We start from the raw sequence: 26,009 nt of genomic DNA, 5'->3' as shown, positions 1-26,009 counted from the left end.
ATAATATTAACCTGCTTGAACAACATCACAGCCAAGATGCAGCCTGTCAGGTATATAATACAGGGGTAAGGGCTGCTTGGGCAGCGTAAATTGAATAAAAGGGGAATGTGGATGAAGCTTGCACGCGAGGATTTTCAAGGGATCAGAAACTGGTTTTACCGTAATGCCCGTCCGCTTGAACTGGCAAAGTGGCAGTTTCATTTCGAGAATGGCGGATCGACTGCTGTGCTGACGGCACTGGCAGCCTACCAGAATGAAGACGGCGGATTCGGAAATGCGCTGGAGCCGGATGCCTGGAATCCGTATTCCTCGCCGCTTCAGACCGCAACCGGGGCGGATATGCTGATGGAGATTGGTTTTGAGGACGGAGATCATCCCGTTGTTCAGGGCATACTCAGGTATCTGGACAGCGGAGCCGAAATGGACGGCAGCACATGGCGGAATGTTATTGCCTCTAACAACGATTATCCGCATGCACCCTGGTGGAATATGGGCTCGGAGAGCACAGCACGCAGCATATTCAATCCGACAGCGATCCTGGCCGGCTTCATTCTGCGGTATGCTGACAGGAACAGCGCGCTTTATGCACGCGGCTTCGCGATTGCGAAGGAGCTTGAAGTGTTTTTTTTACAGGAACCGGCGATCGAGATGCATCCGCTCAAATGTGTCGTTACGCTGCTTGAGTATATCGCCCTGGCAGGACTGCAGGAGCAGTTCGCTTACGCTGAGATGAACGCAGCGGCTGCGCGGCGGATTAATGCCCTGCTGCAGCGGGATGCCGGTGACTGGAACGGCTATACCTGCAAACCTTCGTTTTTCATTCAAAAGCGGGAAAGTTTGGGCTACGAAGACAATGCAGCTATTGTCGAGAAGGAACTGGACTATACGCTTGAAAGCCGCAACGGGGAAGGCATATGGAACTTGAACTGGAGCTGGGCCGGCTATGAGCGGGAGTTTGCCGTCAGCGAATACTGGTGGAAGGCTTGGATTGCGCTGGAGAAGCTGCAGTTTTTACGGGCCTTCGGGCGGCTGGACTGAATACGGGGAAAATAAATAAGGCGGCGGCGCAGCTGTTCTCCCGGGAGAGAGCTTGCGACGCCGCTTTTTATCCGTTTCTGCCTGGTTAGCAGGATGGCTATATTGCGGGAACGCTGTTAGGAGCTTTTACGGATGGCTGAGAACTCCTGGGCATAAATATCCCTGACCTTACTTAGAACGGCAGGGGCATGCTCAGAGAATTTCAGGGCGGATTCCTTATCCTTCATCAGGAAAATACCCGGCTGATCCTTGTGTCTGCCCAAAGCGGCATTATACAACAGACCGGCACCGTAGCTTGGATGGTGAAAGAACATTTTCATCAGGGGCTTGATATAAAAGGGCAGGCCTGAATTTTTATCCTTGCGGAGCGTGTTGTTGCCCCCAGGGTCTGCGCTGCGGATCATAATGCCCTCGGCAGCGAGCTGCGGTGCGAGTTCCTTGGTCCACAGGGACAGCGCCAGTTTGGAGACGGCGTACGGACCGAACAGCTTTCTGAAGGAACGGGGCCGCTCCAGCAGGGCGGGGTCAAAGGATTGTACACTGAGGATCACATTGGAGGACGTGTTGATGACGGTCCGTGCAGAACCCTTCAGCAGCAGCTCTTTCATTTCCATAGTGATAATATACGGGACAACCGTCTGCAGCTCGAAATGCAGCTCACGGCCCTGTGCGGAATAGCTTAGTTCCGAAAAACTGCCTCCGGCGTTATTAAAGAGCAGATCAAGCCTGGACTCGCCGGCTTTAATTGCATCCAGAGCCTGGTGCAGACTTACGAAATCGGTCAAATCCGCGTTGTATATCCTCAGCCTTTTGCTGGCTGCAGCTTCAGTTATCAGAGGATCACCGGCAGGAAAAGCGGAGCGGATCAGCGCGGCGACCTGCCAGCCCTCGCCCAGCATTTTACGGGTCAGCTCAAGTCCGATGCCGTTGTTGGCTCCGGTAATCAGCACGGTTCCGCGGCTGGCATGATTATACTGTTCATTCATTGATATCTCTCCTTTGTTTAAATATAGTGACCAGGATAGCCGGTTCGGCAAATCTGATGGTGGGCTTCATTCTATAACCTGGAGCCGACTCCAAGTCAAGGGATGTTTTGGCGGAAAATGAGGCGCTTGACTTGGAGCTGACTCCAAGTTATACAATAAGTTAATCGGATATTACAGGCTCAAGAATAGGCCGGGAAATTCTGGAGGTGCAGGAATTGATAGAGGCGACGGAAGCTGGAATGGAACAGGCGAAAGAAGAACTGGGGAAGGAAGAACAAGCAGGTGGAGCAGAAGAGGGAGCCCAGGAGGGGTATTCCATTAAAAAAGCAGCGGAGCTTACCGGTATTGCCGAGGATACCATCCGCTACTATGAAAAAATCGGGCTGCTGCCCCGGGCGAAACGTAAAGGGAACACGCACCGGATCTATAGCGAGACGGATGTGGAGCGGATGAAGCTGATTGTCTGCCTCAAAAAAACCGGAATGCCGCTGGACGAGATGCGTCCCTATCTGAGCCAGACCCCGGATTCCGCGCTGAGTGAATACCCGGAGCTGTATGACAAAATCCAGACCCACAAGCAAAATATCCTCGATCAGATTGCTTCGTTGCAGCAGATCGTGGATTTCATCGACAACAAGGTTACCGTCAGCGGCATTGGAACCCGCAATGAGGATTGTACACTGACCGGAGATGTCAAACGGATGCCTGCCCGAAAAAAATAGATAACTGCCTGCTAAAGCTCCATCCCGCCGGGATTGGGGCTTTTTTAATAGCGCAGGGAGCAGGGCTTCTTTACAATGAAGGTCAATTGGAAAAAGGAGGGATCGGCATGAGACAGGTTACTTATGCACCGTCAAAGTACATTCAGGGTGAGGGCGAGATAGCCAGGCTTGGAGCCTATTGTGTACAAATGGAAGCCGGGGAGGCTTATGCAATCGTTGACCCTTATATTTTGTCTGTATATGGTGAGGAGATCCGGAGCAGCTTTGCCCGGGAGGCGATGGGACTCCAGGTGAGGGAATTTAAGGGCGAGTGCAGCTTTGTGCAAGTGGAACAGATTGTTTCTGAGCTCAATCTTGACAGGGTAGGGGTCATTCTGGGGATCGGCGGAGGCAAAACACTCGATACCGCCAAGGCGGTCAGTCACTACGCCAGACTGCCGGTCATTGTGGTTCCGACGGTTGCTTCAACGGATGCGCCGTGCAGCGCGGTATCTGTGCTGTACTCGGAACAAGGAGAATTTGACCGTTACTTGTCCCTGCGGCACAGCCCTGATGCTGTAATCGCCGACACCGGGCTGATCGCTAAGGCACCGGCCCGGCTGCTGGCAGCGGGGATGGGAGACGCGCTGTCGACCTACTTTGAAGCGAGAGCCTGCCGCAGGTCGGGCGCTTTCACTCAAGCCGGCGGGGTGGGCTCGATCGCTGCCTTGGCTCTCGCCCGGGCCTGCTATGATACCCTTCTCCAGGACGGGCCTTGCGCCCTGAAGGATGTCCGGCAGGGCAGAGCCTCCGCGCAGGTTGCCCGCATTGTTGAGGCGAACATTTACCTGAGCGGTATAGGCTTTGAGAGCGGCGGCCTCGCTGCAGCCCATGCTATTCATAACGGGCTGACCGTGCTTGAAGAATGCCGGCACATACTGCATGGAGAGAAGGTGGCTTTCGCCACCCTGGCTCAGCTGATGCTGGAGCAGGCGCCGGAAGAGGAGACTGCTGCCGTTGCCGGCTTCTGCCGTGGGGTTGGGCTGCCACTTACCCTTGATCAGATGGGGCTTGGAGGTGTTTCTAAGGAGAAGCTTATGGCAGCTGCTGCGGCCAGCTGTGCCGAAGACGGACCGATGAAAAACATGCCGTTTGCGGTGGCACCTCAGGATGTATATGCAGCGCTGCTGGCAGCCGACCTCCTTGGACGGCAGACTGGGCAGGGCTGTTAATTATTGCGCATCCCGCCTGTACATATTACTCCTGCGGATTCCAAACAATGAGAGTATTAGTTATAGACGAAGGAGGCGTTTCTTATGAACAAAAGCCAGTACCCGTTGCCCAGCTGCCGCAAGCTCCTCTCCTATGCTGCTGTAGCTGTCCTTATGACATCTCTGATTCCGGGAGCCCCGTCTGCAGCGGGAGCAGCTTCTGAAATAAGGGCAGAGGGGGACAGGTCCACAGCAGTCAGGGAGCCCTCCAGGATCGATGATGTGCAGGCAACTGGAAATAAGCCGGCACAGGCAGCCCGCAGCAAGGTAGCGATCATCATTGACGATTTCGGCAACGGGATGCGCGGCACAGAGGAAATGTTCGCACTGCCGGTCAAAATTACCGCTGCGGTCATGCCGTTCCTGTCCACTACGGAGCAGGACGCCAAGAGGGCGCATGAACGCGGTTATGATGTGCTGGTGCATCTGCCTATGGAGCCGCGCCAGGGCAAGCCGGAGTGGCTGGGACCGGGAGCTGTGCTGACCAGTATGAGCGACGCGGAGGTACGGGAACGGGTGGAAACGGCGCTCGATAATGTCCCTTACGCCATCGGTATCAACAATCACATGGGCTCCAAGGTGACCGGGGATGAACGGGTAATGGGCATTGTGCTGGCAGTCTGCAGGGAACGGGGACTGTTTTTTGTAGACAGCCATACCAATTACCGTTCAATAGCCGGTAAGCTTGCCCGTAAGCAAGGGCTTCCCCCGGTGGAGAACCACATCTTCCTTGATGATGTCCACTCTGCAGGCCATGTCCTGAAGCAAATGCGGCTGGTACAGGAGCATGCACAGGACCAGCGGTATTGTATAACCATCGGGCATGTCGGCATTCAGGGCAAAGAGACCGCCGCGGGCATCCGCAGCGGCATTGAAGAACTGAAGGACAGTGTGGACTTTGTCGGCATCTCGGATCTGGTTAAGGAAGAATGGAAATGGGATGCGCGGCTTACACTTCCATAAGGTAGGCTGCGATCCCGCCGGCAATGGCCTCAGCCAGCTCCTCCTGCCCATGAGGCGTACAGAGCCGGCTGCGGTCCTCCGGACTGCTTATGAATCCCGCCTCAACGATTACCGTTGTGGCGGTTATTTTATTTAGCAGATAGAACGGCTTGCCGGGTCTGGGGTCGGTCTTCATTCCATACAGCTTGTTCAGCTGGTCCTGGATCGACCTGGCCAGCAAAAAGCTGCGCCCTTCCTGGCGGTACAGCACCAACGGCCCATGCTTGGCGGGTGAAGGCGCCCAGTTAATGTGTACGCTGACAACTACATTTGCAGGCAGAGTCTCGGCCAGCTCCTTGCGCTGGGCCAGATCGCGCAGATGGCGGGATTTGCTGCGCAGCCAGCGGTTCTCGTCGCTCGGGGCGTAATCCCCGGTACGGTTAAGGATAGCGTCGAAGCCGTCGCTGCGCAGCAGCAGAAACAACCGGCGTGAGATCGCGAGTGTAATGTCCTTCTCCAGGATCTCGCCGTGGGAGGTTCCGCCGTCAACTCCCCCGTGCCCGGCATCAATCAGGATAATCCGCTGATCATGGCCCAGCACCTGCCGGCGTTCATCCTTCTGCAGAGGCGCCGGGGCCGCCGAAGGCTCCTTTTGCACGGCATCGGCAGGTCCGGCCAGCAGCGCCATAAGTCCCGCTGAAGCGAGCAGAATGGTCCATCTGCGCCATCTCCGGTACACAGTCTTTTTATCAAAGCCGGCAGACCGCAAGCTTGCATTTCTCAAGTGTATGACCTCCTTGCACGTTCTACTGGTTCATCCGGTGGTATCTTTGTTAGATTGTGCTGTATAAGGCAACTCTATACGGGCTGCTGACGGTTTAGAGAGGTCACCTTTCGAGCACACTAGATCCATAGAGGTCCGGCACGGACCGGATGAAGTGTAGATCTAAAGGGAGGTATGGATAATGGCTTCCAGCGGAGATGATCTGGTAAAGTACATTACCGAAAAGGTAGTAGTCTATATGGAGGATCCGAAGGCCAGCCGGGAACGGCGCAGAGCGGAGAAGCAGCCCTGGGCGCAAAAATGGTTCGGCATGCTGCCGCTTGGCCTGTCGATCTGGCGGAGCAAATGGACCCGGGAGGGCCGTAAGTGAACTACGGATACAAGGAGCGCAGCATGGGTCTAACGCAAATAAAACAACCTTCCCGGCCGTATTACGACAACTACCGGGAAGGTTGCTTTGTGTTTAGAGGTAAGCTTATCTGGATCGAGCGGACTGTAGAATTGGTGGTCTGCCGCAAAGATGGTTGCGGATGGAAACCCGGAATTTTGAGCCTCAGACTGTCAATCGTCAACTGCAACCCGCGTCTGCAGCCCGCTAACGGACCGTGATGACGCTATTTATGCTGTATGAGACCATTCGAAAATCTAACGGACCGCTGCGCTCTTATTGTTGCCAAATCAGCCCAATGGAAGGTAAACGCCGCTTATTAACGGCGCTGGAGTCCGTTAACGTATACGAAAGTTAGTTTTGCGGTGAATAAAGATTCTAGAGTCCGTTAGCGTGACTTGTAGTAATCGGTGATGAGCAAATACTGATAAACTGCTGCTTACGAAGTCATCTAAATCAGTTGCTGGAGCAAGTGCACTCATCCACCAGCTAACACAAACTTTACAGCAGTTACACCTTAACAGCGGCAGACGCGCAACTTCACCAGCTAACGCAACATTGTAACAGCGTCAGTCTCAGTCCCGTAAGCCAAATCACTGCCCTGTGTATCGGGAAGCTTATGCAGGGTCCCCGTCTTTTGCAGCAGGGCAAAGGGCAGATAGCGGCGACCCTTTCCGCCTGTAGCGGCATAGATCACTGTGCGGCTGTTTTTGGCATTCTCCTGGACGGAGGGACGCCAGCTCTGATAGCCGGTGATCATAAAAGGAGCGCCGGTCGTATCATTCGCTCCAGGCGACTGATAGGCCAGGGCCCGTCCCTTGCCAAGCAGGACGGCAACATTGCCGCTGTCTACAGCCTTCAGCCTGGAGCTGGCCAGCCACCGGATATCCGCATACGGATCATCCTGGCCGCCGCTAAGGCTGGCCTGCAGCGGAGACCAGCGGCTGCCGTTGCTGGTTACCACATCGGCTGACGGCAGGGTCCCTTCCAGGACAGCATCAGCCTTGGCTGAATTCCAGGGCAGAAGCTGCAGGGTTACAGCATTAATATAGTAGGTTTGTTTATCAACGGTCAGTTTCCATACCGGCAGCATGGGAGCATAAAGAGCTGTGAGTTCGGCGTTGCCTGAATAGGATGAGGGAATAAGGGCCTCCTGCACCACAAACTGGCGCAGTTCGGTCAAGCTGTATGGAAGTCCGGTCGTACCCGCACCGTATTCACTGAGCATATAGCCGCCGTCTTCAGCAGCAGAGATGATCAGATAACCGATGCGCTGCCCGCCGCTGAGCACATTGATCAGCCAGCTGTGTGTGCCTGGTCCAAGCGGGTAATATTCCGTTTCGGCATTCTTCCATGCTGTAAAAGGTGCGGCTGCAGATAACCTGCTGATTGTATCGGCAGTAAATTCCTGCAGAGTTTTGGGTGACGGCAGAGGCTTTATGGAGAGGTCAGGCTGAAGCGCCTGAGAAACGGCTTGTGGCACAACAGTACGGCTGCCCTGAGCAGTTGCTTCACCTGCTGACGGAACCACCGCAGCTGCAGGCAGCAGGGCCAGTCCGAGACACAGAAGGGGGAACAGCCGGCGGCGCCAAGGCACTGCCTGTGGTCTTGCTGATGCTTTCATCTCATCATTCACCTTTCTTCTTCCAAAATCATACAGGCTTGTCCTCTACAGCTATTGTAGAAGACAAGCCCTGAAAAGGCTGTTGCTTGCTGTCGCGCGGCTGCGGGGAATACGGCTTGTTTTTTTGCCTGCTTTTAGCAGACCTGGTCGTATTCTATGAGCTGCGCAGATGAAACAGACCATATGTGACAGCGGAAACTGCGATTTGCGGCTCATACTGCCAGGCAGTTTCGGTCCGCCGGGCGTTATATTGCTCTTCGATGGCCTGCTTCTTCTCCTCGTCCGGCTCCTTAAGCAGCTCCGAATAATAAAGATCCACGATGCTGAGCTCCAGCCTAAGCCGCTCCCGGGCTTCTTCAGCCCAGCTGTAATCCAGTCCGGCGAGCTGCTCAGTCAGATAGCTCTCCAGCCTGTCCGCACCGCCTGAAACGGTCAGCTCATAGGGCTGGATATGAATATTCTCCGGCAGGCGGGGGGTCAGCTCCAGACTGCCCAGCCTGGTGCCGAAATCAGGGACAATTCTTCCTGTGGTCAGGGAGATGCCGAGGAAATGCAGCTCCTCCCGCTTGAGATCGCAGGTCATTTCGACCTTATAACATACGCCAAGCCAAGGCTCATAGGCTGCCGAGAATAAAGTCATGCGCTGTCTGCTGCCAGGGTCCTCGAAGAGCTGCAGGCACTTGCCTTCATCTCTCGCAGCGTGCCAGATTTGCTTGAGCCGCTTGCTGCCGTAGGTGACATCCTCACGGCGGATCAGGCCCGGACCCAGCCGCGGCAGTGCCGGCACGATGCCGAAGTAGCGGGCAAGGATGCTGTCCTGCGGGTCCGTGGAAACTCCGGGCGGCGCACCGTTCGGGGAGCCGCCAATAGCGCCCTCGGCAGGCTCTGACGCAGCCTCCATTTCTGTGCTGACCGGCTGAACCGCAGCTGCCGGCGGAAGATTCATACCGCCGCGCGGCCGGGCAGGAGCTGCAGCCGCCTGAGCTGCGGCATGATCATATTGCTCGGGATCAAATACGAAGGTGAAGGAAAGCGTCTCCGGCTCCGCGCCTGTCCGCTCCACGAACCCCCAGTAATAGGGCCTGTCGGTCAGCATCCGGTCGGCGCGGGGCGAGAGCTTGACCGTTACATGCAGCGGTGAAACCTCGATAACAGTGCAGCCGGTAGCCTCCAGATAATCCATCACATGCCTGCGGACCTCCTGTGCATTCAGCGTCATGGCGTAACCCCGCTTTCCTGCCGGGTTTCCTGGGACAGCTCGCTCAGCGACTCGCCGATATGATCCAGTCCGCTGCGTAGCTCCTCGTCGCTGCGGGCTTCCAGCATGATTTTATAAAGGCTTTTTTCCAGTGATTCCTTCTGTTCAAAGCGTTCGAGAATGACATCCAGCCCCCCGATAACCATTTCGAACATGTTGATTTTCTCATGCAGCAGATGGAGGATATGCTCTTCGATCGTTCCCTGGGTAGACAGATTATAGATGACGACATCATTCTGCTGGCCCAGCCGGTGTACCCGGCCGATCCGCTGCTCCACCCGCATCGGGTTCCAGGGCAGATCGAAATTGATCATATGGTGGCAGAACTGCAGGTTAATGCCCTCGCCGCCCGCTTCGGTGGCTATCATGACCTGGGCGCGTCCGCGGAAAAGATCCATCATCCAGTCTTTTTTGCCGCGGTTCATTCCGCCGGAATAAGGTACACACTGCAGCCCGTGATCACGGAAGTACTGCAGTAAATATTCCTGGGTAGCCCGGTACTCCGTGAAGACAATCACCTTTTCATTCATATCCCGGATCAGCTCCATCGTCTTTTCCGCCTTGGTGTTCGTCTTGACTGTGCGGATACTCTGCAGCAGCTCCATCATCCGGTCACGTTTGGGCGAATCGGCAGGCAGCTTTTTGATCAGATTAACAAGAGTAATGAAGACAGCGTCACGGCTGCTGCAGACTTCACGCTGAAGCGTCACAAGAGAGAGCATGCTGCTGAGATTACCGCCGGATTCCTGGTACGTATCTTTGACAAACGCGGTAACCCCGTCATAGAGTGCCTTTTCCTCAGGTGATAGAGTAAGCGGAATATTGCGTACTTTGCGCTTTGTGAAGGTAACAGGCCCCTCGCCGCGCCGGTTGCGGATCATCACCTTGGAGAGCTCGCCGCGCAGCTGCACCTCGTTCTTCGGCTGGCGTTTATCGACAACAAAATTGGCGGCAAAATCGCCCTGGTTACCCAGCTGTCCCGGCTTCAGCAGCGTAATCAGATTGAACAGCTCGCCGAGGTCGTTCTGGACAGGCGTCGCGGTGAGCAGCAGGCAGTATTTTTTGCGCAGCTGCTGTACGAACTGGTAATTGGTTGATTTTTTGTTCTTCAGCTTGTGGGCCTCGTCAATAATCAGCATGTCGTATTCAGAGCTTAACAGCAGCTCCTTATGCGGATCACGTTTGGCCGTGTCAAGGGAGGCGACAACAATGTCATTGCTCCAAGAATAGGCTTTTTTCTGGGCGACGGCGTTAATTCCGAACTTGGCATTAAGCTCCCGGACCCACTGCAGCACAAGAGAAGCGGGGACCAGAATCAGTACCTTGCCCACCAGACCGCGTACCAGATACTCTTTCAGAATCAGGCCGGCTTCAATTGTTTTGCCAAGCCCCACCTCATCTGCAAGAATGGCCCGGCCGGACATTTCAAACAGTACTTTATGGGCGGTATCAAGCTGGTGAGGCAGCGGGGACAGGCCAGACAAATGCTTCGTGCACTGCAGCTCGTCAAAGCTGGTGACAAGGCCGCATTGTTCCCCCTGCACAGCCAGTCTGGATAATTTCCAGTCGCCCCAGGGGCCGCCTTTTTCCAGCCTGGATTCCAGATCCTGCAGCCAGTTCCGTTCAAAGGACAGGGGAACCGGCAGCAGCGGGGCGGATGTGCCCTCCTCCTGCGGTAAGGAATTGCGGGATAATTGCATCATGTTGCAGCCTCCTCCGGCAAGGTCTCATATCGGAATGCGTAAAAGTAGTATGCTCGTAAAAAAGAGAATTCATAACAGAGACTAAAAAACCGAGATTTCGCTAGAAAATGCCGCCGAAAACGGTTGTTTTTGCGCACAGGCTTCTATTTTCGAAAAGGAACTCTGGTACAATATGTGGTATAGTGTTAAAGCATGTTTACACAATATATTGTTACAAAAGCTTGAAATGTTGGTTTGCGGCATACTTTTGGCGTTAATTTGTTATTGACAAGCCGAATTGCTGCAGTACTTGTGTTACATATCACATACCGGGAGGTTTTTCTATTGAGTACAGTGGAACCCAAGCAGCGTCTTGAGGGACTGAGCGAGAAAATATTTTTGGACCGTTACGCCTGGAAGGATGCGGACAGCAATAACGCCAAGGTGGGCGATGTTGTATTGGTGCTGACCAAGGATGACCCGAAATTTCCCACCAAGGAAGTTGGCGAAATTGTCGAGCGCAGCGGACGGATAGTAACCGTCAAGACCCGCAGCGGCGAGCTTGTGCAATCTGACGTGGAGAAGCTGACCCTTAATATAGAAAAGACTCCTGAAGAAATGTGGGACCGTCTGGCCGCAGCCATGGCCTCTGTCGAGAAGACGCCCGAACTGCAGGAGGAGTGGACCGGCAAATTCCGTTCTATTCTTGATGACTGGAAGCTCGTGCCGGGCGGACGGATTGCTGCAGGAGCGGGGGCGAGCGAAGAGCTCACTTTGTTTAACTGTTATGTGGTCCCTTCACCAAAAGACAGCCGCGGCGGGATTATGCAGACCCTCTCCGAAATGACCGAAATTATGGCCCGCGGCGGCGGTGTCGGCATTAACTTGTCCTCGCTGCGCCCGCGCCGGGCGATTGTCAGAGGCGTCAACGGCTCATCCAGCGGTTCTGTATCCTGGGGCGGCCTGTTCAGCTACACCACCGGACTGATTGAGCAGGGCGGCAGCCGCCGCGGTGCGCTGATGCTGATGATCAACGACTGGCATCCGGACGTAGTCGATTTCATCACCGTGAAGCAGACAATGGGGCAGGTAACCAATGCTAACCTGTCGGTGTGCGTGAGCAACAGCTTCATGAAGGCCGTCAAAGAGGATTTGGACTGGGAGCTGGTCTTCCCGGATACAACCGATCCGGACTACGACGAAATCTGGGACGGCGATCTGGATAAATGGAAGGCTGCCGGCCGTGCGGTTATCCCTTACCGGACTGTCAAGGCGCGCGATGTCTGGCATACGATTATCGAATCGGCCTGGAAGTCGGCGGAGCCGGGCGTTGTGTTTATGGAGTATTACAACCAGATGTCTAACAGCTGGTATTTCAACCCGATCATCTGCACCAACCCTTGCGGTGAGCAGGGGCTTCCGGGCTGGGGTGTCTGCAACCTGTCGGCGGTTAACCTGTCCAAATTCTATGATGCTGAGAATCATGATGTGGACTGGGCGGATCTGGCGAGAACGACGCGTTATTCTGTCCGGTTCCTGGACAATGTCATCGACAAGACACCGTATCATTTCCCGGAAAATGAAGCGAACCAGAAGCTGGAGCGCCGCGTAGGTCTCGGTACGATGGGCCTTGCCGAGCTGATGATCAAGCTGAACATCCGCTACGGCAGCCCGGAATCTCTGGAATTCCTGGACAAGCTCTACGGCTTCATGGCAAGAGAGGCCTATCTGGCTTCTTCGGCCATCGCAGGTGAGAAGGGATCTTTCAAGGCTTTTGACGCAGAAAAATATCTGCAGAGCGGATTCATGCGTAATATTACAGATGTGTTTCCGGAAGTCGGCGAATCCATCCGTAAGCACGGCATGCGTAACGTCACTGTTATTACCCAGGCACCGACAGGCAGCACAGGTACAATGGTCGGAACATCTACCGGGATTGAACCGTATTTGCCTTCAAATATTTCCGTCAGAGCCGGCTTGGCTATGACGAGCAGTTCGTGCCAATTGCCCAGGAATGGCTGCAGGCCAATCCGGGTGAGGAGCTGCCGGAATACTTCGTAACCTCGATGGATCTGTCCGCCAAGGATCATATCCGTGTGCAGGCGGCGATTCAGCGCTGGGTGGACAGCTCGATCTCCAAGACAGCCAACTGCCCGTCCGACTTCACCGTCGAAGAAACGGCTGAGCTGTATGAAATGGCCTTCGACCTCGGCTGCAAAGGCGTAACGATCTACCGCGACGGCAGCCGCGATGTTCAGGTGCTGGAAACGTCGAAGAAGGAAGACAAGAAGGACGAACCCGCCGCAGCAGAGCCAGCTGCAGTTGAACCTGCACCCGCACCAGTACCGGCTCCGGTAGTGGCAGCAGCTCCGGCACCGCAGGCGAATGTGGTCGACAAGCAATACAAAAAACGCCCGCAGGTGCTGCGCGGCGCTACCTATAAGATCAACACGCCATTCGGTATGGCGTATATCACTATTAACGACCTGGACGGCATTCCGGCCGAAATCTTCCTGAATGTCGGCAAGGCCGGCTCCGACGTCTTCGCCATGGCCGAAGCCCTGGGCCGGGTCTGCTCGCTGTTCCTGCGCTACGGCGATCACGGCGAGAAGGTCGAGCTGCTGATCAAGCATCTCAAAGGCATCGGCGGCTCCGGCGCCATCGGCTTCGGTGCCAACCGCGTCGAGTCCATCGCCGACGCGGTAGCCAAAGCCCTTGAGACCCATGTGCAGAACAACGCACATGACGACCACGTGGCCGCTCCAATCGCGGCCACCCTGGAGCTCGATTTCAATGAGGCGCTGAGCGCCGAACTGAAATCGAGTGTCCCAGCCGCGGCTCCTGCGGATGCCGGGCACGGCGGCCATGGGGCGCATAGCCACTCGGCGGCTTCGCGGGATCTTTGTCCTTCCTGCGGGAGTGCATCGCTTATAAACATAGAGGGGTGTAAGACGTGCGGGAACTGCGGATATAGCCGGTGCGGGTGAGGATTTGAAGGTAGATCTTGCCATTATGTGAATGTGGTGGATCACCAAATGCTGCAAAAATGGCAATGAAAGCTGCAAAAATGATGCAAAAAAGTCCTGATTAGGGAATTCCTAAGACAGGACTTTTTTGATTTTAAAAGTATTTGGTGTTATCCAGGTTTTCTTGCTCTTTAACTTTTAAGACAAGTGGTGGCAACTTAAAGGTGTTTTTTAAATAAAGTTTTGGAAAAATAGTATCTGTTGTTTATCATTATTGTTTCTAATTATAATGTCATAAGAGTGAATTATCGGAGGGGTAACAATGAGGGAGTTAAAAAATATTGAGGAACGAATTTTGGATCGTGCACTTTATCTAATGGGGAAGAATAAAAGCTGTAATATTGCGATTAGGGCAATTGCTAAGGAAGCCAATGTAAACGTGAGCGCTATTAATTATTATTTTAGAAGCAAAGACGAAATGCTTAAACTGGTAAAAGAATTCTACATTGAAAATACCCTTGCCGTATTATCAATACTTCAAATGAAACCTACAGTGAAAAAGAGAAACTGCTGTTATCTGCAAATGAGATAATGGAATATTCACTGCGTTTTCCCGGTAACAGAGTGATACATACGCATTCCTTAGAATGTGCGGATAATGATGAAACTTCAAAACGAATTATTGATCTATCCCAGGAAATTGGTAACTTGCTCAAAGAATGCTTACGCAATCTTATCCCAGGAGATGAGTTAAACTTCAAATTCAAGTATTTAATTTTCACTTCATCTATTAACTATCCAACGGAATACGAAGGAGTTATGGAAACAGATGGTTTAATCTTGGCCAGCAAAGAAGCTCGTATAGAGTATCTTAAATTATTGATTCATTCGTTGTTTTCTAAATAAGAGAGTTCGCGGAAAATTCAAACAAATTGTTTTAAACATATTGTAACATTCTCTTTTCTCAGGTATATTTGAGCTGTCAGTAATCAAGGTAATATTGATTATGTGAAAATTTTTACAAAGTACCGGGACCTTATAAAAAGAATGAGAAGGAGAATGTTTATGGCCTATCCTACACTTTTCAGCCCAATTACAATCAGAGGTTTAGAGTTGAAGAACCGAATCATCTTTCCAGCTATGGGAACTAAAATGCCTGATGAAGAACGTTTTGTCACTCAGCAGCTGATTGATTACCATGTTGCAAGAGCAGAGGGAGGATGCGGCCTAAACTTCACCGAAGTATGCTCGGTATATGCTCCAGCTTCCCCTAAGAAGTTTTTGGCGATTTCAGAAGATAAATATATCCCGGGTTTAAAGCAGCTTACAGATGCAATTCATGAGGCAGGCGGCAAGGCAGGAATTCAGTTATGGCTAGGCGGATTGGCAGTTGCCAGTGATCCGGAGCAGATGATCATTATTCCAAGTCCCGTGCCCGTTCCCGGTACAGAATATACCATACCAGGAGCAGAAATTGAGACATTAAAAGCTGCAGCTAAAGCATTTGGAGAAGGGGCGCAGCGTGCAGTACAAGCTGGCTTTGATGCCATTGAATTTCATGCAGGCCATAACTACACCCCTCATTCATTTCTGAGTCCCTTCTTTAACCGGAGGAACGACGAATATGGGGGAGACCTGAAGAACAGGGCCAGATTTCTGATTGAATGTATTTCGTCTATCCGCCAGAATATACCGAATGATATGCCGTTATTTATGCGTATTGATGCTCATGATGACTATCTGGAGGGCGGACTGAGTATAGAGGATGTTATTGCATTCTGCAATTTGGCTAAGGCTGCCGGAGTAGATGCGCTTGACGTTTCGCGTGGCAACTTCTCCTCTGCAGCAATAAAATATGAAGTTCCTCCAATTGACCTGCCAAGAGGCTTTAATGTTAATAATGCAGACAGAATCCGTCGGGAAACCGGAATGCTAACTGTTGCGGTAGGACGTATTAATACCCCTGGTCAAGCAGAGGAAATCCTGGCGGATGGCAAAGCAGATATGGTGGTTATCGGACGCGCCCAGCTTGCTGATCCTGAGTTCTGTATGAAAGCCCAATCCGGAAACAGTGATGATATCATACAATGTGTCGCTTGCAATCAGGGCTGTTATGACGGATTTGTCTCAAGCGAAGTCCCTTATATTACATGTTTAAGAAACCCGGCTTTGGGGAGAGAAACGGAATACAAACTAATTTTGACGGGTCATCCTAAGAAGGTTGTAGTTGCAGGCGGCGGAATCGCAGGGCTGGAAGCAGCTATGGTCCTAAAACGTAGAGGGCATCATCCCATTGTTTGCGAGTCGACTAATTCTTTGGGAGGTCAATTTGCTCTGGCTGGTGAAGCGCCAAGAAAAGAAGAGATGAAAACAGCAGCTATATCCCGGGGAGAACAGGTAATTAGAGAGGGTATTGAGGTCAGACTGGATAGCCCTGTTACAGAGTCATTGCTGGAAGAGCTTAAACCAGACGAAGTTATTGTGGCCATAGGTGCAGCTCCGATGCAGCTAAATATTCCCGGAAGCCAGTTGGCAAAGGTTACAAATTCGCACGATGTATTGTCTGGAAAAGCAATGGTTTCCGGAGAAGTCGTTATTGTCGGCGGAGGCCTGGTTGGACTCGAGGTAGCTGAATACCTGCATGGCAAGGCTTCTAAGATTACTGTTGTTGAAATGCTGGATAAAGTAGCTAAAGACTTAGGTGAACTTCGTTCGATTTGTGTAATGGAAAGCCTGCATGAATCAGGAGTCCATCTTTTGACCAGCACCAAATGTCTTGAAATTAATGAGTATGGAGTTGTTATTGAAAACAAGGGTGATATCTCGGCGTATCCATGTGATTCAGTGGTTGTTGCTATAGGGGCAAAGTCACGCAGCTATGAAGGTCTTCTTACTTTTTGCGATGAACGTCATATACCCATTCATGTGATCGGTGATGCATTACGGGCCCGCAGAGCTTTGAACGCCGTCAGCGAAGCGCATGAAGTGGCCAGAATGATTTAAATAAAATTGAAGTAATAATTCATATCAAACTTAAGAACAACTCGAAAACCGGGTTGTTCTTTTAAGCTTTTATAATGTATTTTTGAAAAAATCAATAAAGGAGCAGACAGGAGCCCGTTATGACAGCGCCAAGAGAATTCCTTCTGAAACTTACATGGTTAAATAGAAGATGGAACAGGTGGAGCCTGACAAGAAAGCTTGTCGTTTTTTACCTTCCCCTATTTGTAATGCCTTCTATAATTGGCCTTAGCCTTCTAGCCCAAAATTACAATACAGGGATTCGGGCAAACGCGGAGGCTTATTCAGAGACGATTGCAAAGCTGACGGTTGATAAACTGGAAGCAACAGTACAATCTTATAATGATGTGAGTCTGCATATTCTGAGTTCGGATGAGGTTGCCCGCACTCTTGCTGTTCCAGTTCATAATGAATTTGAGAAGCTGGGACTGCAGCAGCAGTTGGAGAAAAGTGTATTGCCGATCATTGGCGGCTTGGATGATAAACGAATCATCGGATGCGTATTTGTAACAGATGAGAGCACATACATTATTGGTCAGGATAGTCAAGAGCCACTGGACAGGCAGGACTTGGCGGAGATCATTAACGCAAATGGAGCAGCTTACTGGGCTACTGTGAAGAACAAATCTTCTGACTCTGGAGATATAGGCGCATTCAGACTTGGCCGTATTATAAAAGATGATAATTTCCGCCCATTAGGCACCTTCTACCTTGTAGTTTCATCAGACGTATTTAGGGAGGTTCTTAATTCTGCATTGGCAGGTTCCAGCACATCTTTTAAGCTGGCAGACCATCAGCAAGAGGTACTCCTGACAGAACCGGAAATCCAGGACAATCAAATTACAGATGCACTACGGCTAAAAAAGACACTTTCACTTAATGGATGGACATTAACAGCAGAATACGCCCTGAACACTTTGTATGCTACTGTTTATCGAATGAGCATTTTTGCTGCATGGCTGGCTGGCGGTTGTCTGCTTCTTGGCTTAGCTGCTTCCTATTTGATCCGTACAGACATTGTCATCCCTATGGCAAAACTTCTGGCAAATATGCGAAGAGGGATACGCGGGGAGCAACCGAATGCGTTATTAAAATTTAAAGGTGCACGGGAGATTATGCAGCTAAATGACACCTTTATATCGGTGATGTATGAAATTTATAATTTAGTAGCTGAAGTCAAGAAGGGCGAGGAGCGTAAACGGAAGGTCCAGTTAAAGGTACTTCAAAATCAACTTTCGCCTCATTTCATGTATAATACGCTGAATTCCATACGTTGGATGGCCATGATACGAAAACAGGATCATATTAGAGAAATGGTTGATGCACTGAGCAATTTGCTGCAATATTCAATCAGGGATACTGACGAGCTTGTCACCCTGGAAAATGAAGTAAACGTCATGCGTGAATTTGTTAAAATTCAGCAGGTGAGGTATCAGAATTTTGTCTTCAAGTTTGAACTGGATGATACGGTTGCACAGTGCAGACTGTTAAAGTTTCTGATTCAGCCTCTTCTTGAAAATGCTATTGTTCATGGCCTTTCCTCCATCAATCATTCCGGAGAGATTCACCTTGAAGCCCGGAAAGAGGAGGAGAGGCTTCACATCAAGGTTTGGGATAATGGCAGCGGTATAGAACCTGAGCGGTTAAAACAAATTCACGAGAACCTGAGTAGTGGAGAGGGCAACCATATAGGGTTGTTGAGTGTAAAAGAGAGAATCGAGATCTTCTACGGACCGCAACATGGAATGGAGATTACAAGCCTGGCGGGTACTGGAACAACAGTAGATCTTAGACTGCCAATTATGGGAGAAGGTGGAGAGGCGTATGATTAAGCTGGCTATTGTTGATGATGAGTCTCTCGTTCGGGTTGGATTCCAGACCATAATTGACTGGCAGGCTTTTGGCTATGAGCTGCATGGAGTATACCGGAACGGAAAAGAGGCTTGGGAAGCCTTTTGTCAGAAGGGGTCTCCGGATGTTCTGCTGACAGATATTCGCATGCCTGAAATGGATGGTTTGGAATTGATTCGACACATTAGGCAGGCTGACATGGACATGATTATTCTGGTTCTGAGCAGCTATGAAGAATTTGAATACACACGTAAATCCATACAACTGGGCGTCCAGGATTACATCCCCAAGCATCTTTTTGATCCCGAAGAATTGATTGCTACCCTATCCCGATTAACTGATAAAAAAAAGAATGCCGTACAAGAGCAGATGCAACGGAGCCAATCTAATGCCTTAGACGAAGAGAAGCAGCGTTTAATGACACACTCTAGAATGCTTCCGGGGATTATTGCACCTGCTGTTGTTACGGATCCGGTAAACTTTCCTATACTCTCAGAAATGTTGAAGTATACATCTTCAGTCAGATGGGTTACGATCCATTCTTGGCTATTGAATCACTCGGATCACGATTCGGATCAATCCGCACTGGGATTTCTGCTTCAGGATCTTATGAACAAAACGGTATATGCTGTCCCTCTTGGTGTTGACCGGGGTAGTTTTCATGGATTGCTCTTCTGCAATGAAGAGGGACAGGAAGAGATTATGATGCTGACCGGACTGGTAAAAGAATGGATAGATACAGTCAAACAGAATCTGGCGATTACAGTTGTGGCTGGACTATCCGAGAGCCGAAACTTCCAGGATTGCAAGATGCTAAGAAATCAAGCCGAGCGGATGTTTGAGTGTTCTTTCTTTAAGGGACCAGGATTGTACCATTTTGAAGTTCATGGTTATTCTGATCCGGAGCTTATAGAGTTACAGCTTCAGCAGTGGCAGCAGCAGTTCGCAATTTTGATGAAACAAGCCTCATACACTGAATTTAAGCAATGGCTGGACGTTGTTGGAGAGGAGTTGAGCAGACTTCATTCTCCTGAGACGGCTTTCCGATTGATTCAGTGGATGCTGAAAGTATACCTGAATGATCGCATGGACAGTAATTTGCTGAGTGGTATAGACGAAGCAAGTACAGTTCCGTCTCCATTTTTTTCAAAAGGGCACTTCCTTACATGGAATGACTTGAAGAATTCCTTTTTGGAAACGGTTGAACATTTGGAAGCCTCAGCCGGATCAAAACCTGGCCGTCATCCATGGCTTGAACCAGTATTTGTGTATGTTGAAGAACATTTTGCGGATAGTATCCGGCTCGAAGAAGCTGCAAAAATTGTTAATTTGAATATACACTATTTCAGTCACCGGTTTAGCCAGGAAATGGAAATGACTTTTCTGGAGTATGTTACGCAGATCCGTATACGCAAGGCGATGCAGTTAATAAGAGAGTTTCAGCTATCAGCTGAGGAAGTGGCTTCCCGGGTAGGGTATCCCAACTCTAATTATTTCGTAAAGGTATTCAAGAAGGTTACGGGAATGACAGTATCTGAATTTAAAGGTTCTCTGGCATCCAAACTAAATTAATGGAATGATCAGCAAATAATATGGAACACTGTTTAACCGGAGCATACTGTTCCGGTTTTTTGCGCTACTGTGAATTTGAATAAGCCAATAAAGTGGCATCATAAACAAAAACCTGTTCATGGTTCCTTTCTATTCGGTGAACTATGATTATTACAGGCAATATATAACGCAAGACATGAAGGGAGAAAGAATTCAATGACAAAGGGGAAAACAAAAAAAGCACTTCTTGTGGCCGCTGGAGCTTCTGTATTACTTTTAGCTGCATGTGGAAACAACACCGAGAACCCGGCATCAAGCAACGGGAACAGTGCTGATGCTGGTAAGCAGGTTGAATTAACTGTTTGGGGCGATCAGGCTAATCAATCCTCATTTGAATCTGCATTTACCGCAATTAATAAAGCATTTGAAGACGAGCATCCGAACATTAAATTAAATTATCAATTTTCAGGAACAGAAACAGCGATTGATACGGCTGTCAAAAGTAATTCTTTACCGGATGTATTCTTTGTACAGGGTAACAAAACACCGAAGATGAAGCTCTACGTTGAGAGTGGAGCACTGCTTCCGCTTGACAGCTATGAAATGGATACAAGCCGGTATGGAGAAGATGCCTTGGAGTATGCGATGGTTGAGGGTAAGCTGTACGCTGCTCCGCCTGCCTTTATGGATTCGCAGCTGATATTTTATAACAAAGATATCTTTGAAAAAGAAGGTGTAACGGTACCTGCGACCTTTGATGAGTTCATCACACTGGCCGCAACTCTCAAGGACAAAGGAATCACTCCTTTCAGCGTACCGGGTAAAGCGGAGTTTGAACGGGCGTGGCTTGCCTTTGCCATGATGCCGTCAACTGCAGAAGAAGCATTGAACAAAATAAAAGAAGGAACAGGTTCATTTAACGATCCAGACATTATTAAAACATTCCAGACGATTAGGGATTTCGCGGATAAGGGATATTTCACCAAGGATTTGGCGTCAGTGGACAATGCGGGCGCGCAACTGGCCTTTACTAACGGAAAATCAGCGATGATTGCAGACGGAACCTGGAACGATCCGACCTTTGTCGGAGCAGGTGTGAATCTGGGCAGATTCTATATTCCAACAGCTTCAGGTGAGCGTATCGCTCCGCAAAGCTTTAGCAATGCAACTACTTACGCTGTATCCGCTGCAACTGAACATCCGGCAGAAGCGGCTGAATACGTTAAATTCCTGTCCGGCCAAAAGGCACAGCAGCTGTTTGAGGATGAAACCGGCGCCGTGCCTGCACTGCAGGACATCACACCGAGAGACGAAGGGGTTAAGGAGCTAAGTGCCTTTGATTCACTGGGCCATAATATTTATTCCGTTCTGACAGATGTCTCAACAGAAGAGGTTAAGCTGACCGACATTTTCTTGCAACAGGTAATCCCTATGCTGCTGACTTCCCAAATTGATGGGCAACAAGCTGCAGATATGTTAGAGGAAGCGCTGCTCCGTACGAAATAAAGAGATATTTTTATTGGACGGTTGAGCATAGCAGCTTAACCGTCCTGATAATTTTGGAGGAGATTATCTATGTTGCAGTGGTTTGGTAAGAAGCCGTACCTGTGGTTCATTCTGCCTGGTTTCATTCTGTATTCGATTTTTGTTATATATCCGATTTTTTCTGCGGCACAGCTCAGCCTGTTCCATTCTAACGGTTTTGGTGCGAAGGTGTTCGTAGGCTTCGATAATTATATTGAACTCTTTACTAACTCGGAATTAAAACGGCAATTTTTAAATGCACTTAAAAATAACGTTATTTTAGTTGTGCTTAATGTAGGACTCCTAATTCCTGTCCAGTTATATTTTGCCTACGTGATCTATACCCGTGTCAAAGGCTATCGAATTTTTCAAACCATGATCTTTGCACCGCAATTTATTACCACCAGTGTTATTGTCTTCCTGGCCACACTTGTTTTTGATCAGAATATCGGTATTTTCAATGAACTGCTTAATATCATCGGGCTGGGCGAGTATGCCCGGAACTGGCTTGGAATACCAGGGTATGAAGTCATTACGTTGTTCATTATTAATGCCTGGGCCGGGGTCGGCTTCAGTATGATCTATTTCGTAGCTGCCATGAAGATGCTGTCAGATGAGGTCATGGAAGCTTCTTATTTGGACGGAGCCGGATACTGGAGACGTTTCTTCTCGGTTATAATTCCGCAGATTCGCTCCAGTATCGTGAATATAGCTATGATCAGCTACATTGCTGCCATGACATTGTTTGATTTCAGCTATCTGCTGGGTGGTGTAAGCGGAGGAATTAATAATTCGATGGATGTTATGACTTTGTTCTTCTACAGAATTACATTCGGAACAAACGGTGCCATGGGAGGATCGGTCAGTACAAACTCTGTGGGGATGGGAACTACGATTGCGTGCGTTATGTTTGCCATTATCTTCGTTGTCGCTCTAATCCAGCTCAGACTAACGTATAAGGAGGAGAACTGATTATTATGGCTGACATCAAAAAGTTATATGTAACCAAGCTGATTCTGTGGATATATTCTTCCTTTACTATACTTATCCTCGGTTATCTGATCTGGAATTCATTCCGTACCAAGCAAGACGTACTGTCAAATACGCTTGGATGGCCGAAGTCGTTTACTCTGGATTCTTATATTAAAATCTTTCGTGACGAGCATTTCGGAATCAACATCTGGAACAGCGTGTTTATTCTCATCATGACAATTATGATCATCGTAGCACTGGCTTCTATGGTAGCTTATGGTTTGGGGCGTTATTCCTTTAAATTTAAACAAGGTGTAATGCTGTATTTTTTGGTCGGCCTTATGTTTCCAGTGCAGCTTGGGGTTGTTCCCGTATTCTTGATTATCAAGAAATTAGGACTCATTAATTCACCCTGGAGCGTAATTCTGGTACTATCCGCCGGCATCTCGATGGCAGTACTGATGCTCTCTAATTTTTTTGCCGGTTTGCCGAATGCGCTTGCGGAGTCCGCACGCATAGACGGTGCAGGGGAATGGAAGGTGTTTTATCGCATAATGTTTCCTTTGGCCTCACCGGTCATTGTCAGCTTATGCATTGTACTGTCCGTTAACATCTGGAACCAGTTCTTCCTGCCGCTGATAATGCTTCAAGACGATTCGGTTAAGACTATCCCGCTCGCCGTTATGAAATATACATCTAACATTCTGCTCAACATGGACAAAGCACTGGCAACTTCTGTAATGGCAACTATTCCGGTACTCATTTTGTTCTTTATCTTTTCGGAACGGATTATCTCAGGGGTAGCTTCAGGGAGTGTGAAAGAATAAATTAACATTATACAGGAGGTCCGCAATGCGTCCTAAATGGGAAGAAGAGGCAAGCTGGATATGGTATCCTGAATGGAAAACGGAAGACGAGAGCGAGGCGGGCAGGTTTGTTTATTTCCGCAAAGTATTTGAGGTTAAACAGGGTTCGTATACCTGTCCTCTCCGTATTTCGGCTGACAGCCGCTACCGCCTTTTTGTAAACGGCGTTTCTGTAAGCCGCGGACCCTGCAAAGGAGACCGTTTCACATGGTATTATGAGGAAGTTGAAATCGGAAAATATCTGACTGAGGGGACTAATGTAATAGCCGTTCAGGTTCTCCGGTTGCCCTATGAGGGAGGAGGGAATGCTTCTGTATGGAGAACGCGTTTACCTGGTCTTTATGTTCACGCAGCAATTCTTGATGAGCAGAATAAGGTAATCATTAATTCACATACAGACGCTTCCTGGCAGTGTATGAAGGATGAATCCATTTCATTATCTCAAGGTGTATACACACAATTTCTTGGTATTACTGAAACTGTTAACGGGTCCATAAGACCCTTCGGTTGGACCGAGACAGCCTATCGCCCGGAGCAGTGGGAAGAGGCTGCAGTATACCAGTTTGACATCGTGCATGGAGGGCTTAAGCCTTGGGAGCTAAGGGAACGTCCAATTCCACATCTCTATGAAGTAGAGAGACGGTTTACTGGAGTCAGCCGGCTTACGGCAGAAGCAGGCGAACTGGACTGGCAGGGGCTAATAACAAACGACCAACCACTCGTAATTGAACCGGGTAAAAGCATTTCGATAGACTTCGATGCCGGTGAGTTAACTACTGGTTATCTGGAGCTGATAATGAGCGGGGGACATGGCAGTGATATACGGCTGATTTGCGCCGAATGTTACGAGAAACCGCCTATTATTGTGCCTTGGATTCGAGATAAAGGAATTAGGACGGACAGCGTTAACGGAGATTTATATGGGGATGTGGATATCTATCGGCCTGCAGGCAGCATTCAGCCATTTGAATCCTACGAGCCATTTTGGTTCCGAACGTTCCGCTATGTCAGATTAGAAATTGAGACCGGTGATGAAGGTATGGTTCTGCATAGATTTGCATACCGGGAAACGGGCTATCCGCTTAATGTAGCGGCTGCGTATACTTCCTCTGATCCGCAAGAGACTGACTTGTGGGAGATCAGTGTCAGAACGCTCAAGCGCTGCATGCATGAAACCTATGAGGATTGCCCGTACTATGAGCAGCTGCAATATGTTATGGATACACGATCTCAAATTCAGTTCACCTATCTTTTATCCGGTGATGACCGGATGGCACGAAGAACCTTATACGATTTTTACAGCTCATTGCTTCCGGAAGGGTTAACACAATCCCGTTATCCATCCGTTGAATCACAGGTTATCCCGGGATTCTCATTATATTGGATACTTATGCTGCATGATCATATGATGTTTGCCGGAGACCGTGCGCTCATCGAAAGATACCTCCCGGGGGTAGAAGCTGTACTTGGTTACTTCCATCGAACGATTGATGAAAGAGGTCTGGTCGGAACTATGAATCCGAGATATTGGTCCTTTGTTGACTGGGCTGAAGAATGGAGAGAGGATTACGGAGTTCCTGGAGCAGCCAAGGAAGGCACCCTGACAGTCTATTGTCTGATGTATACGTATGCTTTGCAGAAAGCAGCCGAACTGGCAGCTTACGCCGGCAGAAGTGGCCTTGCGGAAGAATACCTGACCCGTGCTGTTCAAATGCAGAACGCGGTAAAGGAGCACTGCAGCTCATTAGCTTATCCAGGCTGTCTAACTGACGGTCCCGGGGTCGAAGCATACAGCCAGCATACGCAGATTTGGGCAGTTCTAAGCGGGACCCTGTCAGGAGAGAGAGCCCGCAGGGCGATGAAGCTATCAATAGAGAATCCTGATTTCGTACCCTGTTCCTTCGCAATGGCCATCTATCTGTTCCGTGCTCTTGCTGTTGTCGGCTTATATGACAAAGTACATGACTTACTGGCACCTTGGCGTCAGATGGCAGGCAACGGCTTAACAACATGGATGGAGGATACAGTCAGCAAGCGCAGTGATGCTCATGCATGGGGTTCGGTCCCTATTTACGAGTATGCAACAGAGACACTCGGAGTTCAATTTGTTGCTCCTGGATGCGAAGAGATTCGTATCAGTCCAAGAATCGGAAGGCTTGAGCGGGCGGAAGGCCGCGTGATGACATCCAAAGGAATCGTCTCTGTAGAATGGAAGCTGATTGATTCGTCTTTCTACTTCATTGCATCGTGGCCAAAGCAGATTTCCTGCACAATAATTTTGCCGGATGGACAATCTGTCAGAGAGGAAAGCAGCGGATATTACAACGCAGAAATTACTTTGAACAATATATAATGAGCATGATATTATTAATTTTTACAACAGGGTATTCATACTCTGTTGTTTTTTTCGTATTAGAACCAATGAACAAAAGAAGGGAATGATACAGCCCTTTCGTACAGTCGGCTATTCCCTTTCGTACGATTCCAGAAGTAATGAATTATTGTACAATGTGAGTCAATTGGACAATGAATAACTCTCAATTAATTATAAGCTAGAGGTGGTAATAATGACTGGGTTGATTTT

Annotated in this window: 19 protein-coding genes and 1 pseudogene; 15 read left to right on the top strand and 5 right to left on the bottom strand. The window is 49.7% G+C overall.

Going from position 1 to position 26,009, the window contains the following annotated elements; translation table 11 throughout:
- The first annotated feature begins 111 nt into the window (after positions 1–111).
- The gene (locus tag AWJ19_RS26250) at positions 112–1,038 is read left to right on the top strand and encodes a hypothetical protein (protein ID WP_068728173.1); all 927 of its coding nucleotides are present in this window, start codon (positions 112–114) and stop codon (positions 1,036–1,038) included.
- Between the two features lie 116 nt (positions 1,039–1,154).
- Here AWJ19_RS26250 and AWJ19_RS26245 read toward each other — a convergent pair whose 3' ends face one another.
- Positions 1,155–2,024, bottom strand: a complete 870-nt coding sequence (locus AWJ19_RS26245) for an SDR family NAD(P)-dependent oxidoreductase (protein WP_128083701.1) — start codon at positions 2,022–2,024, stop codon at positions 1,155–1,157.
- Positions 2,025–2,239: 215 nt separating this feature from the next.
- Here AWJ19_RS26245 and AWJ19_RS26240 point away from each other — a divergent pair, with 215 nt between their 5' ends.
- From AWJ19_RS26240 to AWJ19_RS26230, 3 genes are all read left to right on the top strand, one after another.
- Positions 2,240–2,746: a MerR family transcriptional regulator gene (locus AWJ19_RS26240; RefSeq protein ID WP_241781897.1), complete on the top strand. Its 507-nt coding sequence runs from the start codon at positions 2,240–2,242 to the stop codon at positions 2,744–2,746.
- A 107-nt stretch (positions 2,747–2,853) separates the two neighbouring features.
- Positions 2,854–3,957, top strand: coding sequence for a glycerol dehydrogenase (locus AWJ19_RS26235; protein ID WP_068728172.1), 1,104 nt, complete (start codon positions 2,854–2,856; stop codon positions 3,955–3,957).
- An 84-nt stretch (positions 3,958–4,041) separates the two neighbouring features.
- Positions 4,042–4,959, top strand: coding sequence for a divergent polysaccharide deacetylase family protein (locus tag AWJ19_RS26230; protein ID WP_068728171.1), 918 nt, complete (start codon positions 4,042–4,044; stop codon positions 4,957–4,959).
- On the opposite strand, the gene AWJ19_RS26225 is transcribed toward AWJ19_RS26230, so the two are convergent.
- Complete coding sequence (locus AWJ19_RS26225) at positions 4,946–5,722, bottom strand: N-acetylmuramoyl-L-alanine amidase (RefSeq protein WP_068728170.1); 777 nt, start codon at positions 5,720–5,722, stop codon at positions 4,946–4,948. The genes AWJ19_RS26230 and AWJ19_RS26225 overlap by 14 nt on opposite strands.
- Positions 5,723–5,903: 181 nt before the next feature.
- On the opposite strand from AWJ19_RS26225, the gene AWJ19_RS26220 reads away from it, so the two are divergent.
- Positions 5,904–6,092 carry a YqzE family protein gene (locus tag AWJ19_RS26220; RefSeq protein ID WP_068728169.1) on the top strand — a complete coding sequence of 63 codons (189 nt, stop codon included), beginning with the start codon at positions 5,904–5,906 and terminating at the stop codon, positions 6,090–6,092.
- A gap of 565 nt (positions 6,093–6,657) precedes the next feature.
- Here AWJ19_RS26220 and AWJ19_RS26210 read toward each other — a convergent pair.
- The 3 genes from AWJ19_RS26210 to AWJ19_RS26200 all read right to left on the bottom strand — a co-directional run bounded on the left by AWJ19_RS26210 (position 6,658) and on the right by AWJ19_RS26200 (position 10,695).
- The gene (locus tag AWJ19_RS26210) at positions 6,658–7,734 is read right to left on the bottom strand and encodes a hypothetical protein (RefSeq protein WP_128083700.1); all 1,077 of its coding nucleotides are present in this window, start codon (positions 7,732–7,734) and stop codon (positions 6,658–6,660) included.
- A gap of 154 nt (positions 7,735–7,888) precedes the next feature.
- On the bottom strand, positions 7,889–8,953 hold the full coding sequence (locus tag AWJ19_RS26205) for a YqhG family protein (RefSeq protein WP_068728166.1): 1,065 nt from the start codon (positions 8,951–8,953) through the stop codon (positions 7,889–7,891).
- Complete coding sequence (locus AWJ19_RS26200) at positions 8,950–10,695, bottom strand: SNF2-related protein (protein WP_082708121.1); 1,746 nt, start codon at positions 10,693–10,695, stop codon at positions 8,950–8,952. The genes AWJ19_RS26205 and AWJ19_RS26200 overlap by 4 nt, the downstream gene beginning before the upstream one ends.
- Before the next feature lie 324 nt (positions 10,696–11,019).
- On the opposite strand from AWJ19_RS26200, the pseudogene AWJ19_RS26195 reads away from it, so the two are divergent.
- From AWJ19_RS26195 to AWJ19_RS26155, 10 genes and pseudogenes are all read left to right on the top strand, one after another.
- A pseudogene (locus tag AWJ19_RS26195) lies at positions 11,020–13,661 on the top strand (adenosylcobalamin-dependent ribonucleoside-diphosphate reductase).
- 301 nt (positions 13,662–13,962) lie between these two features.
- A complete protein-coding gene (locus AWJ19_RS36030; RefSeq protein ID WP_198536644.1) occupies positions 13,963–14,232 on the top strand; it encodes a TetR family transcriptional regulator in 270 nt (89 codons plus the stop codon).
- Positions 14,232–14,546 carry a hypothetical protein gene (locus AWJ19_RS36025; protein WP_198536643.1) on the top strand — a complete coding sequence of 105 codons (315 nt, stop codon included), beginning with the start codon at positions 14,232–14,234 and terminating at the stop codon, positions 14,544–14,546. Before AWJ19_RS36030 ends, AWJ19_RS36025 begins: the two co-directional genes overlap by 1 nt.
- Before the next feature lie 159 nt (positions 14,547–14,705).
- Complete coding sequence (locus AWJ19_RS26185; protein WP_068728165.1) at positions 14,706–16,643, top strand: FAD-dependent oxidoreductase; 1,938 nt, start codon at positions 14,706–14,708, stop codon at positions 16,641–16,643.
- A 119-nt stretch (positions 16,644–16,762) separates the two neighbouring features.
- The gene (locus tag AWJ19_RS26180) at positions 16,763–18,493 is read left to right on the top strand and encodes a sensor histidine kinase (protein ID WP_068728164.1); all 1,731 of its coding nucleotides are present in this window, start codon (positions 16,763–16,765) and stop codon (positions 18,491–18,493) included.
- Complete coding sequence (locus AWJ19_RS26175; RefSeq protein ID WP_068728163.1) at positions 18,486–20,084, top strand: response regulator; 1,599 nt, start codon at positions 18,486–18,488, stop codon at positions 20,082–20,084. Before AWJ19_RS26180 ends, AWJ19_RS26175 begins: the two co-directional genes overlap by 8 nt.
- Positions 20,085–20,279: 195 nt before the next feature.
- Positions 20,280–21,569 carry an extracellular solute-binding protein gene (locus tag AWJ19_RS26170; protein ID WP_068728162.1) on the top strand — a complete coding sequence of 430 codons (1,290 nt, stop codon included), beginning with the start codon at positions 20,280–20,282 and terminating at the stop codon, positions 21,567–21,569.
- A gap of 69 nt (positions 21,570–21,638) precedes the next feature.
- A complete protein-coding gene (locus AWJ19_RS26165; protein ID WP_068728161.1) occupies positions 21,639–22,559 on the top strand; it encodes a sugar ABC transporter permease in 921 nt (306 codons plus the stop codon).
- 5 nt (positions 22,560–22,564) lie between these two features.
- Positions 22,565–23,386, top strand: a complete 822-nt coding sequence (locus AWJ19_RS26160; RefSeq protein ID WP_068728160.1) for a carbohydrate ABC transporter permease — start codon at positions 22,565–22,567, stop codon at positions 23,384–23,386.
- Positions 23,387–23,411: 25 nt separating this feature from the next.
- Positions 23,412–25,778, top strand: coding sequence for an alpha-L-rhamnosidase C-terminal domain-containing protein (locus tag AWJ19_RS26155; protein ID WP_068728159.1), 2,367 nt, complete (start codon positions 23,412–23,414; stop codon positions 25,776–25,778).
- The last annotated feature ends 231 nt before the right edge of the window (positions 25,779–26,009 follow it).

The sequence above is a fragment of the Paenibacillus sp. DMB5 genome (assembly GCF_001517085.1).
Classification (GTDB): Bacteria; Bacillota; Bacilli; order Paenibacillales; family Paenibacillaceae; genus Paenibacillus_AQ.
This window is presented reverse-complemented; position numbering and strand designations above follow the sequence as displayed.